The following is an 11,942-nucleotide window of genomic DNA, read 5'->3' on the forward strand; positions in this document are numbered from 1 at the left end:
AGACTAGATACCTAATAATAATCTAGCTGGATCTTCTAACAATTGTTTCACACGAACCAAGAAACCAACCGACTCACGTCCATCAATAATTCTGTGATCGTAAGATAAAGCAACGTACATCATCGGACGGATAACCACTTCACCTTTTTCAGCTACCGGACGTTCAACAATGTTGTGCATACCTAAAATAGCCGATTGTGGCGCATTGATAATCGGAGTCGACATCATTGAACCAAATACACCACCGTTAGTGATGGTGAATGTTCCACCAGTCATTTCTTCTAATGTTAATTTGCTATCACGTGCTTTTAAAGCCAATTCTAAAACCGATTTTTCAATCTGAGCCAAGCTCATGCTTTCCGCATTGCGGATTACCGGAACCACCAAACCTTTTGGTGCAGATACTGCAATAGAAATATCAGCAAAGTCATTGTAAACCAATTCTTCACCTTCAATACGGCCATTAACCGCAGGGAAATCTTTTAAAGCTTCGGTTACTGCTTTAGTGAAAAAGCTCATGAAACCTAAACCAACACCGTATTTTTCTTTAAACTGATCTTTATATTTTCCACGCAAATCCATAATTGGCTTCATATTAACTTCGTTAAAAGTAGTCAACATTGCGGTTTCATTTTTAACAGCAACTAAACGTTTTGCAACCGTTCTACGTAGTGGAGACATTTTCTCACGACGTTCGCCACGGCTACCTGCAGGAGCAGCAGCTGCAACAGGAGCACTAGCTTTTGGTGCTTCTGGTTTTTTACCCGACTCAGCCTTAACAGCATCGTCTTTAGTAATACGACCATCAACACCAGTACCTTTTACGGCAGCAGCGTCAATTCCTTTTTCTGCAAGAATTTTACCAGCAGCAGGAGAAGGAGTTCCTGTAGCATAGCTTTCGTCTGATTTTTCGGCAACTGGAGCTGCAGTTTTATCTTCAGCAACAACAGCCTTTTCTTCAGCTTTTGGTGCATCAGCTTTCGCCGGAGCCGCACCACCATCTTCAATTTTACAAACTACTGCACCGATGGCTAATGTATCGCCTTCGGCTGCTATGGTTTTTAAAGTTCCAGCTTGTTCTGCAGTTAATTCGAATGTTGCTTTGTCCGATTCTAATTCGGCAATAACTTCATCCATTTCAACAACATCGCCATCGTTTTTTATCCAACGTGATAAAACAACTTCGGTTATCGACTCACCAACAGGTGGAACTTTTATCTCTAAACTCATTTTTGTAATGTTATGTTTTTTATCTTCTAATAATCAATATCAAACGCCACGCTCCCAACGCTTAGCGCAATGCACCTAATCGATCTGAACTAATTTTTTTGTTGCTTTTTTGGCGATATCCTTTACATCATCCGTTACCGAAATCTCTAAAGCTTTTGCTAAAATATAAGCCTGTTGATTAGCATGTTGTTTTGCAAAACCTGTTGCGGTACTGCTGCTTTCTCTTCGCGAAATTACATCAATGCCTTTTAATGCTGTTTTGTACAACCTGCGGAACAAATATGGCCATGCGCCCATGTTCTCTGGCTCTTCTTGTACCCAGAAAACTTCTTTAGCATTTTTATATTTCTTCTGGATGGCTTCCATCTGATCAACCGGAGTTGGATACAGCTGCTCTACACGAACCAGGGCTACATGTTTCAATTTATCAGCCTGTTGTTTCTCCAATAACTCATAGTAAATTTTACCGCTACAGAAAACTATACGTGTTACATCAGCAACTTTAACATTTACATCATCAATTACTTCTTTAAAACCACCTTCGGTAAATTCTTCTAATTTAGAAACACAAGCAGGGTGGCGCAATAAACTTTTAGGTGTAAATACCACCAAAGGTTTACGGAAATCGCGTTTAAACTGACGGCGTAAAACGTGGAAGAAGTTTGCCGGAGTAGTACAGTTTGTTACCTGCATGTTGTAGTCGGCACAAAGCTCCATAAAACGCTCAATACGTGCTGATGAGTGCTCTGGTCCCTGACCTTCGTAACCGTGAGGCAATAACATTACCAAACCATTTTCGCGTTGCCATTTGGTTTCGGCACTTGCAATATACTGATCGACAACAATTTGCGCTCCGTTAAAGAAATCGCCAAATTGTGCTTCCCAGATGGTTAAAGCATTCGGGTTTGCCATGGCATAACCATACTCGAAACCTAAAACGCCATATTCTGATAAGTGTGAGTTGTAAATATCGAAAGCCGCTTGTTGATCTGAAATATTTGCCAATGGTACATATTCTTCCTCACTATCTTCAAGCGTTAATACCGCATGACGGTGAGAGAATGTTCCCCTCTCTACATCCTGACCGCTTAAACGAACACGTTTACCTTCCGATAACAAAGTACCATAAGCCAACTGCTCGCCCATTGCCCAATCGAAAACATTGGTTTCGTTAACCATTTTGCCACGTTCAGCAAATAGTTTTTCGATTTTTTTGAAGAACTTTTTATTAGATGGCAAAGCTGTAATACGCTTACCAATTTCTAATAAAGTAGATTTTTTAACCGCAGTAACTGGAGAAGATTCGAAATCTTTAGGTGTAGCCATACGCAAATCTGCCCATGCACCACCAAATTTAACTTCAGCATTACCTGCAACAAATTCTTTAGCTTCGTTTAAGCGTTCCTGCAAAATACCACGGAAATCTTTTTCCATCTCTTTTGCCAAACCGGCTTCCAACTTACCCTCTTTGGTTAACTGATCGATATAGATTTCCCTTGGATTAGGGTGTTTTTCGATTGTTTTGTATAATAATGGCTGGGTGAATTTAGGCTCATCAGACTCATTGTGACCGAAACGACGGTAGCAAAGAATATCGATAAAAACGTCGTTTTTATATTTCTGACGATACTCCATTGCCAGGTTAATTGCATAAACCAAAGCCTCAGGATCATCACCATTTACGTGGAAAACCGGAGATAAAGTTACTTTAGCAATATCGGTACAATAAGTACTGGTACGTGCATCTTTATAATTGGTGGTAAAACCAATCTGGTTATTAATTACCAGGTGAATAGTTCCACCGGTTTTATAACCTTCAAGGCCTGCCATCTGAATTACTTCGTAAACAATACCTTGTCCGGCAACTGATGCATCACCATGAATCAAAATTGGTGCTAAACGACTGTTATCGCCACCATATTTGAAATCGATTTTTGAGCGGCTCATGCCTTCTACCACACCATCAACAGTTTCTAAATGCGATGGGTTAGGACATAAACTTAAGTGAACACTTTTACCCGAAACGGTAGTTACATCCGTAGAATAACCTAAGTGGTATTTTACGTCGCCACCAAATGGCGTATCTGGGTTGTAGCTTTTACCTTCAAACTCAGCAAAAATATCTTTATATGTTTTTTGCATGATATTGGCTAACACGTTTAAACGACCGCGGTGCGCCATACCAATTACAAATTCTTCAATACCTAATTCAGCACCTTTTTCGATTACTGAATCTAAAGCTGGGATTAAAGCTTCTGCTCCTTCTAACGAGAAACGTTTTTGACCCAAAAATTTGGTACCTAAGAAATTTTCGAAACTTACCGCTTCGTTTAATTTCCGGAGAATGCGTTTTTTCTCATCGATTGAGAAATTAGGGGTATTACGTGCACTTTCCATTTTTTGCTGAATCCAGTTCAACACTTCAGGTGTACGTAAAAACTTATATTCTGCACCGATTGAGTGTGCGTATGTTTGTTTTAAAAAGGCTACAATGTCTTTCAATTTTGCCGCACCGATACCAATCTCAACACCAGAGTTGAAAACGGTTTCCAAGTCAGCATCCGATAATCCAAAATTTGCAAGATCTAATGTTGGTAAATGTTTACGTCTTTCGCGAACCGGATTGGTGTGCGTAAATAAATGACCACGGCTACGATAGCCATCAATCAGATTTAAAACATTAACCTCTTTTAAAAATTGTTCAGGAGTTTCTGCTGTTACTGCAGGCGCTTCTGATCCTCTTCCAAAATCGAAACCTTCAAAAAATTTCTGCCAACCAAATTCAACAGACTCGGGATCTTGTTGATAGGATTGATATAAAGACTCTATATATTCGGCGTTTGCGCCATTAAGATAAGATAATTTATCCATTATTAACTGTTTACTATAAGCATTACAAAATTAGAATTTTACCTTATATAAATGGCAAAAATCTCGATTAAAATGAGAATTATTGAATGAGAAAATTATTGAATGAGAGAATAACAAAAATACCACTTGTATTAGTCGATAAAATTTCAATTCCATCATTCAATACTCCATCATTCAGTCATTACAACTATGATGCCCAAGTTAAGGAGTAACTGCCTTTTGGGTCGAGGTTTTTGATATTTTTATCAAGATCGAAAACACTTTTTGATTTCTGATCGTTACCTACACCTGCTACATTGGCCCAGTTCCCCCAATTACTTGCGGGGTTATAATCAATCAGCTTTTCTTCAAAATATGCTGCGCCAAAAATCCAGCTTACTTCTAAATTATTGATCAGGTATAAGGCAGCGGTTTGTCTGGCGATATTCGAGATGAAACCGGTCTGATTTAACTCCGTCATCACCGCATCTACCACAGCAAAACCTGTTTGCGCATTCTTCCATTTACTAAAATTATCCTGTTCATTCACAACATCAATCAGTCCCTGGCTGCCAAATCCATCCGGACTAAAAAAAGTATTGCCATATTTTTTGAACATGAAACGGAAATAATCTCTCCAAAGCAGGCCTAATAGAATATGATTGAACATGGCTTTTGTATTGGGCACACCTTCCATCTTTTTAATTTCCCAGTATACTTTCCGTGGCGACAAACTACCCATGGCCAGCCATGCCGATAGTTTTGAAGCCAGAATTAAATTCTTGGTTGTTGCAGCCTGCTGCATAGCCACAATCACTTTTTGAAGATGGGCTAAACCTTCGGCCTCGCCACCAACAAATTCAAAATCAGCACGCTGATCTTTTTTTTGCGGCAAAAGATTAAAGTCTTTTAACGAAGATAATGTCCCCCAGTCAATCACTTCGGCTACGTTAATCCGATCGGGTGCCGAAAAACAGGGCTTGATAATCGAATCGCGTTCAATTTTCTTTTTAAACTGGTTAAAGGCGTCGGGAATATCCTTAATGGGAAAAGGGAGGTCCTCCTTATTATATAAGGTATGGCCGATAAAATGTTTCAGGTTGATGCGTAATTTCCAAAGTGCATTTTCTACCAAAGTTGAAACATGCGTTTCTTCGCGTGCCACTTCACGGTGATGGTAAACTTCGGTAATCTCATATTCCTGAACGAGTTGAGGAATAATATCTTCAGGGTTGCCTTCGGCGACAAGCAAGTTACCGCCAATCTGTTTTAAAGAATTGCGTAATCCTAAAACACTTTCTAAAATAAATTGCGCTCTAATATTACCTGTTTTTAACGTACCGTATTTTGTTTCGCCAAAAGAACGGCGATCGAGAATGTAAACAGGCAAAATCGAATCAGACTTAGCAATCGCCTCGACCAGCATTTCATTGTCATGCAAGCGAAGATCATTTCTAAACCAGACTAAAATTTTTTTGGACATCTTTTATCGAAAAGGGTGTAAGAACGCGTTTACAAATTTATCTTATTTTTCTTCTTCATCAAACCCCTAAATAATTCTTTACAAATAGGTAACAAAAGAATTAGAACTGAATTAATATCGTTTTAAATGAAGCCATAAAAACCCTTTTGTATCTTTACTGTTTTAAAAAGATGGCTAAGAAGATTCTGATTACCGGGGCTACAGGACTTGTGGGTACTGAGCTGAAAAAAGATTTACTATGCAAAGGTTATGAGGTGAACACACTTTCGAGAAAGAAAGACAAAAATCCGAATAATTTTGTGTGGGATGTTTACAAAGGAACTATTGATGCTGACTGTTTGAATGGCGTGGATGCCATTATCCATTTAGCGGGAGAACCTGTGGCCGATAAAAAATGGACCGATGAACGCAAAAAACAGATCATCGATAGCCGTGTAAAATCGACAGAATTACTCTTTAAAGCCATTAAATCTAAGCCCGATCATCAACTAAAATCGTTCATTTCTGCTTCGGCAGTTGGTTTTTATGGTGATTGTGGTGATGAAATTTTAACCGAAGAAAGTCCAAACGGTTACGGATTTTTAGCCGAATGCTGTAAACTTTGGGAAGATGCTGTAGACCAAGGTAAAAAGCTAAGCCTCAGAATTGTAAAACTCCGCACCGGAATCGTTTTAAGCAATCATGGCGGCGCCTTACCGCAACTCGATAAACCAGTTAAGTTATTTGCCGGAGCAGCTTTAGGCACTGGTAAACAGTGGACTCCCTGGCTGCATATTGATGATATGATAGAAATGTACATAGAAGCCATCGAAAATCTCAAAATGGAGAATTGTTATAATGCCTGCGCTCCTTTCCCAGTCACCAATAAGGCGTTAACCAAAGCCATTGCCAAACGTTTGCATCGTCCAGTTTGGCCTATCAATGTCCCGAAAAAGGCACTGGAATTGTTATTAGGAGAACGGGTAGAAGCTGTTTTAATGAGCAACAATACCTCGGCACAAAAAATTCTAGATGCGGGATTCAAATTTAAATTTACCCATTTGGGTCATGCATTAAAAGATCTGTACAAATAGGGTTAATCGATTAACTGTTTAAATTGGTTAACCGACGCCAAACGCTCAGCTCCAGACGCTTCCTTAATTGTTCAAATCTTCAAAATAATTTAGTTGCTTATAATCCCCTTTAATGACTTCAATATCCATTCACTGGTTTCGTCGCGATTTACGTTTAGCAGATAATGCTGCTTTGTATCATGCACTTAAAAGTGGTTATCCGATCTTACCATTGTTTATTTTTGATCAAAACATATTGGATAAACTTCCAATAGCTGATGCCCGCGTAACTTTCATTTACCAAACCATTGAGGATTTAAAAAAAGAACTTCAGCTACATGGGTCAGATTTATTGGTAAAATATGGCAAGCCCGAAAAAATATGGTCAGAGATTTTAAAGGAATATGATGTTAAGGGCGTATATACCAATCATGACTATGAACCTTATGCCCGCGAACGTGATGATAACATGGCCGAATTTTTAACCAGCGAAAAAATAGCCTTCAAAACGTACAAGGATCAGGTTATTTTTGAAAAAAACGAAATCCTAAAAGCAGATAAAACACCTTACACTGTTTTTACACCTTTTTACAAACAATGGCATGCCAAGCTTAACGATTTTTATGTAAAGGCTTATCCTACTAAAAAATACTTCGAAAATTTACTTAAAACTGAGCATTTGCCTGGTGTAACGTTAAAAGAGATGGGCTTTGAAAAGAGCAAACTGGATTTCCCGAAAATCAGCTATAAAAACAAACTAGATGATTATGCAAAAGAACGTAATTTCCCTGCGCTTGATGGCACCACACATATCGGACTGCATTTGCGTTTTGGAACATTAAGCATCCGGAAAGCAGTTAAAGATGCATTGGAAGCGAAATCGAACGTCAGGCTCTCAGAATTGGCATGGCGGGAATTTTACATGACCATTCTTTGGCATTTCCCCTATTCGGCTTTCGATTCGTTTAAAAAACAATACGATAAAATTAAATGGCGCAACAACGAAGATGAGTTTAAGGCTTGGTGCGAAGGCAATACGGGCTACCCCATTGTAGACGCCGGCATGAGGCAGCTCAACCAAACCGGCTGGATGCACAATCGTGTACGCATGATTGTGGGCAGTTTTTTAACCAAACATTTACTCATCGATTGGCGCTGGGGAGAGGCTTATTTTGCCGAAAAGTTATTGGACTACGAAATGGCAAGCAATGTAGGAGGCTGGCAATGGGCGGCCGGGTCAGGGAACGATGCCGCACCATACTTTAGGGTTTTTAACCCTGAACTCCAAACCAAAAAATTCGACCCCAGGTTCGACTATATTAAAAAGTGGGTACCAGAATTTGGGACAAAAAAATATGCCCAACCAATAGTTGAGCATACATTTGCAAGAGAAAGGGTTTTAAAAGTTTTTAAAGAGGCTTTATCTAATTCGTAACCTTTACAATTTCAATATCGAAATCTAAAGGAGATACCCCGTTAGCTAAATCAGCAGGGATAATCAAACGAAGCTTTCCCCCGGCTGTTACTTTTCCCGGCAATATTAACTGCCACCCTTTATATAAATTACTCAAAACATCAGTAAAAGTTCCATCGGTACTACTTTGTAAAACTGTTCCATCTAAATAGCGAACGGTGTAGTTAGCAACTATTGTAGAGTTCACATTAATTACGTCTGTTCCCGTTCCAGGAGTGGTAATGCTATAGCGTGCTCTGGAAGGATCTTTAATCAGTGTTAAATTATTGTTGGCAATAAATTTATTGATCTCAAATTCGTCTATTTCATGTCTTTTCGCCCCAGCATATATGCCTAAGTCAACAAGGATATTTTCATTCGAACCAATATTTAAAAAACTTACGCCGTTCCTACCAAAAGCCATGCTAGAAGGCATAATTAAAGTTGCCTTGCCTCCTCTTTTCAATTTGGTTAAAACTTCTCTAATTGGTGTGAATACATATGACACACTATTAATGGTAAATCGATCTGTATAACCCAAAAAGGTACCTGGAATCATTAAATCAGATGTTTGATTTAGCACCTGCCCGGATAAGGTTTTAAAAGTATATGAATAATAAACCGAATCTTGGTTTGCAACACTTGCACCAGAACCTACGTCGGTGAGTTTATAATAATAGCCTTTTGTATCTTTAGTGAAAGTAAGATTATTCTTTTTAAGATAAGCCTGGATAGCGGCATCATCTACACTTTCAATAGACTCATATTCCTTTTTACATGAGCTGAAGATTGTAGTAGCCAGTAAAAGTGTGAATAGGCTAAGTTTAGTAAATTTGTTCATTTATTATTGTACGTCTGTAAGTGTTATAGTAAAATCAAGTATTGAATTTGCCGGAACCAAAGATGATGGTGATTGCGTCCCATAAGCGTAATATGAAGGTATTATCAATCTGATCTTACCACCTTTTTGTATTTTTTGAATCCCAATTTGCCATCCTACAATAACGTTACCAAGTAGAAACGAGGTTGGGGTTCCTTTGGTACTATCGAAAATAGTTCCGTTTAATAATCTTCCTTCATAATCAGAAGTGATTTTTGTAGATGCTGCATACACCACACTTCCTGTTCCTGGTTCTAATATCTGATAAAATATACCACTGGCATCTTTCGTAGCCGAGATATTATTAGTCTTAACAAAAGCACTTATTGCGGCAGTATCGGCCTTAAATTGTGGAGTAGGGTCGTAATCATCAATCGGCACATTTTTTTTACAGGCTGCTAAGCACCCTGCAAAGCAGATCATGAGTATAAAATATTTAAACTTAACCATCAATCGCAAAAATAAGCTTTTAATACGGATGCTACAATTTTTAACCTATTTTAACAATTTTAAGGAGCTTAAAGGCAAAAGCAAAAAGACTAAAGAGGCATTTTGATTTGAATTTAGTCTTTTATCCCTAGTCTTACGCTTATTGTGTATTAGACAGCTGTATGGTAAAATCTAATACAGAGTTACCAGGGATCGGGCCTACCGAACTGCTTCCATAACCCAAACCCGGTGGAACGATTAATCTTATTTCTCCACCTTTTTGTATTTTAGGGATACCGATTCTCCAGCCCTGTATTAATTCTGCCAGATTAAAGGTTTGCTCTTTGCCACCACCATTATCAAATACAGTTCCGTCTAATAACCTACCTTCATATTTAATGGTTATTTTGGTATTGTTGGGATAAGTGAACGATCCCGAACCAGGTTTAATGATCTGATAATATAAGCCAGAATCGTCTCTAACTGCATTAATATTATTTTGTTTGATGAAATCGGTAATTTGTTTTTCAGGGTCTTCATCTTTTTTACAAGACGAAACCATAGCTACACATAAAAGAAGTATCGGAAGTAATCTAAATTTAAACATGCGCGAAAATAGGATTTTAATAACACAACCTTAAAAACTAAGCTAATTTTTCAAATGTGATGAAGCAATCTTAATGCGGTCGCTATACTCCATAGTGTAAGATTGCTTCGTCGTTCCTCCTCGCAATGACGAACTTTCTTTTGGAATCTATCAATGTTAGGAACGAAGCATTTGTTAAAATTCAGATTAAGGTGTTTCGACAGGCTCAACATGACAAAATAAGATAAAAAACAACTCATATGAAAAATACACTATGTATTAAAAACCAAAAAAGGTTTAGCGCCTGAGTTAATGCACCCAAACCCTAAACCTTAAACCCTCTACCCTAAACCTACCTTAAAAAATATACTTATTTGCTTCAATAAGCTGTTGGGCAACTCTTTGACGGGCATCTTTAACATTAAATGGCTCTACTTTGGTAAAACGGCGTAAACCAACAAGCATCATACGTTGCTCATCACCTTCGGCAAATGCCCAAAGCGCTTCTTTACCCGCTTTGGCTATACCATCAACCGCTTCTACCAAATAAATTCTTAATAGATCTAATTGACCCGCAATGGCTTCTTCTCCGCGGGTGCTTGCTAATTTTTCTGTTCTCAACAGTGCAGATTCAAGCACATAAACATAACTGGCCATGTCTGCAATGTTCATTAAAATTTCCTGCTCTTTGCTTAAGGTCATCATTAATTTTTGAACCGCAGCACCAGCCACCATTAAAGTTGCTTTTTTCAAATTCGAGAGCACTTTTTTCTCTGCAGCAAACAAGGTGGTATCTTCTTCGCCAAAATCAGGGATGCTCATTAATTCGGCTGCAACTGCTGTAGCTGGTGTCATTAAATCCAGTTCACCCTTCATGGCGCGTTTCAGCATCATATCAACGGTTAGCAAACGGTTAATTTCGTTTGTACCTTCAAAAATCCGGTTGATACGTGCATCACGGTACGCCCTATCCATTGGCGCATCGGCACTAAAGCCCATGCCACCGTAAATCTGCACACCTTCATCCACAGTATAATCTAAAGCTTCAGAACCCCATACTTTTAAAATGGCACACTCTACCGCAAATTGCTCCACAGATTTTAACCTCGCTTTACCAGATTCCATTCCACCCGCAACCAGTTGATCGTAAGTATCATCAATATTCTGACCTGCACGGTAGTTCGCCGCATCAACAGCGTAAAGTTTGGCGGCAATTTCTGCAATTTTAAAACGGATAGCGCCATATTTAGAAATCGGGCGACCAAACTGGATCCGCTCATTCGAATAATTAATCGCAGTATTTAAAGTTGCTTTTGAAGCACCAATAGCTGCCGCCGATAATTTAATACGGCCAATATTTAAAATGTTAACCGCTATTTTGAAACCGTTTTCTCTATCGCTCAACATGTTCTCGACTGGCACCGGACAATCATTAAAGAAAACCTGACGGGTTGATGAACCTTTAATACCCATTTTATGTTCTTCGGGATTCATGGTTATGCCACCGAAATCTTTCTCTACAATAAATGCAGTTAAGTTTTTATCATCGTCAATTTTAGCGAAAACAATAAAAATATCGGCAAAACCACCATTGGTAATCCACATTTTCTGTCCTGTGATGATATAGTGTTTACCATCGGCGCTCAGCGTGGCTTTGGTTTTACCAGAGTTCGCATCCGAACCCGAGTTTGGTTCGGTTAAGCAATAAGCAGCCTTCCATTCACCCGAACCGAGTTTAGGAATATACTTTGCTTTTTGCGCTTCATTACCATAATATAAAATTGGTAAGGTACCAATTCCGGTATGAGCAGAAAGTGCAACGGCGAAAGAGTGGCCTGCACCTACCACATCTGCAACCAACATGGAAGTATTGAAGTTTTTACCAAAACCGCCATACTCTTCCGGTACCGAAACGCCTAAAATACCCAGTTCACCAGCTTTGGTTAAGAGTGTTGGCATTAGTTCAGGATCTTCCTGTT

At 38.8% G+C, this 11,942-nt stretch carries 9 protein-coding genes; 2 read left to right on the forward strand and 7 right to left on the reverse strand.

All coding sequences use genetic code 11. The annotated features are described in order from the left end of the window. Positions 1 to 3 precede the first annotated feature (3 nt). The 3 genes from odhB to AC1DND_RS06575 all read right to left on the reverse strand — a co-directional run bounded on the left by odhB (position 4) and on the right by AC1DND_RS06575 (position 5,563). Complete coding sequence (gene odhB / locus AC1DND_RS06565; RefSeq protein WP_477580099.1) at positions 4 to 1,230, reverse strand: 2-oxoglutarate dehydrogenase complex dihydrolipoyllysine-residue succinyltransferase; 1,227 nt, start codon at positions 1,228 to 1,230, stop codon at positions 4 to 6. 75 nt (positions 1,231 to 1,305) lie between these two features. After that, complete coding sequence (locus AC1DND_RS06570; RefSeq protein WP_230144520.1) at positions 1,306 to 4,101, reverse strand: 2-oxoglutarate dehydrogenase E1 component; 2,796 nt, start codon at positions 4,099 to 4,101, stop codon at positions 1,306 to 1,308. A gap of 187 nt (positions 4,102 to 4,288) precedes the next feature. Then, positions 4,289 to 5,563, reverse strand: coding sequence for a DASH family cryptochrome (locus AC1DND_RS06575; protein ID WP_477580101.1), 1,275 nt, complete (start codon positions 5,561 to 5,563; stop codon positions 4,289 to 4,291). Between the two features lie 170 nt (positions 5,564 to 5,733). Here AC1DND_RS06575 and AC1DND_RS06580 point away from each other — a divergent pair, with 170 nt between their 5' ends. Both AC1DND_RS06580 and AC1DND_RS06585 read left to right on the forward strand, forming a co-directional pair. Then, the gene (locus AC1DND_RS06580) at positions 5,734 to 6,636 is read left to right on the forward strand and encodes a TIGR01777 family oxidoreductase (RefSeq protein WP_477580103.1); all 903 of its coding nucleotides are present in this window, start codon (positions 5,734 to 5,736) and stop codon (positions 6,634 to 6,636) included. Between the two features lie 112 nt (positions 6,637 to 6,748). Further along, positions 6,749 to 8,050, forward strand: coding sequence for a cryptochrome/photolyase family protein (locus AC1DND_RS06585; RefSeq protein ID WP_477580105.1), 1,302 nt, complete (start codon positions 6,749 to 6,751; stop codon positions 8,048 to 8,050). Here the strand turns inward: AC1DND_RS06585 and AC1DND_RS06590 are convergent. From AC1DND_RS06590 to AC1DND_RS06605, 4 genes are all read right to left on the reverse strand, one after another. Next, positions 8,040 to 8,909, reverse strand: coding sequence for an FKBP-type peptidyl-prolyl cis-trans isomerase (locus tag AC1DND_RS06590; RefSeq protein WP_477580107.1), 870 nt, complete (start codon positions 8,907 to 8,909; stop codon positions 8,040 to 8,042). The two genes, AC1DND_RS06585 and AC1DND_RS06590, sit on opposite strands and share 11 nt — an antisense overlap. Positions 8,910 to 8,912: 3 nt before the next feature. Next, positions 8,913 to 9,398 (reverse strand): FKBP-type peptidyl-prolyl cis-trans isomerase, encoded by a 486-nt coding sequence (locus AC1DND_RS06595; protein WP_477580109.1) that lies wholly within the window; start codon positions 9,396 to 9,398, stop codon positions 8,913 to 8,915. A 139-nt stretch (positions 9,399 to 9,537) separates the two neighbouring features. Beyond that, positions 9,538 to 9,984 (reverse strand): FKBP-type peptidyl-prolyl cis-trans isomerase, encoded by a 447-nt coding sequence (locus AC1DND_RS06600; protein ID WP_477580111.1) that lies wholly within the window; start codon positions 9,982 to 9,984, stop codon positions 9,538 to 9,540. Positions 9,985 to 10,320: 336 nt separating this feature from the next. Beyond that, positions 10,321 to 11,942: acyl-CoA dehydrogenase family protein (locus tag AC1DND_RS06605; RefSeq protein ID WP_477580113.1), on the reverse strand; the 1,622-nt coding region annotated here is incomplete at its 5' end.

The organism is Pedobacter sp. 01N416, from assembly GCF_056399685.1.

What these genes read in the sequence shown, in the direction of transcription:
- AC1DND_RS06595 (WP_477580109.1), bottom strand. Translation starts at nt 9,398, where the DNA reads ATGGTTAAGTTTAAATATTTTATACTCATGATCTGCTTTGCAGGGTGC.
- odhB (WP_477580099.1), bottom strand. Translation starts at nt 1,230, where the DNA reads ATGAGTTTAGAGATAAAAGTTCCACCTGTTGGTGAGTCGATAACCGAA.
- AC1DND_RS06585 (WP_477580105.1), top strand. Translation starts at nt 6,749, where the DNA reads ATGACTTCAATATCCATTCACTGGTTTCGTCGCGATTTACGTTTAGCA.
- AC1DND_RS06580 (WP_477580103.1), top strand. Translation starts at nt 5,734, where the DNA reads ATGGCTAAGAAGATTCTGATTACCGGGGCTACAGGACTTGTGGGTACT.
- AC1DND_RS06600 (WP_477580111.1), bottom strand. Translation starts at nt 9,984, where the DNA reads ATGTTTAAATTTAGATTACTTCCGATACTTCTTTTATGTGTAGCTATG.
- AC1DND_RS06590 (WP_477580107.1), bottom strand. Translation starts at nt 8,909, where the DNA reads ATGAACAAATTTACTAAACTTAGCCTATTCACACTTTTACTGGCTACT.
- AC1DND_RS06575 (WP_477580101.1), bottom strand. Translation starts at nt 5,563, where the DNA reads ATGTCCAAAAAAATTTTAGTCTGGTTTAGAAATGATCTTCGCTTGCAT.
- AC1DND_RS06570 (WP_230144520.1), bottom strand. Translation starts at nt 4,101, where the DNA reads ATGGATAAATTATCTTATCTTAATGGCGCAAACGCCGAATATATAGAG.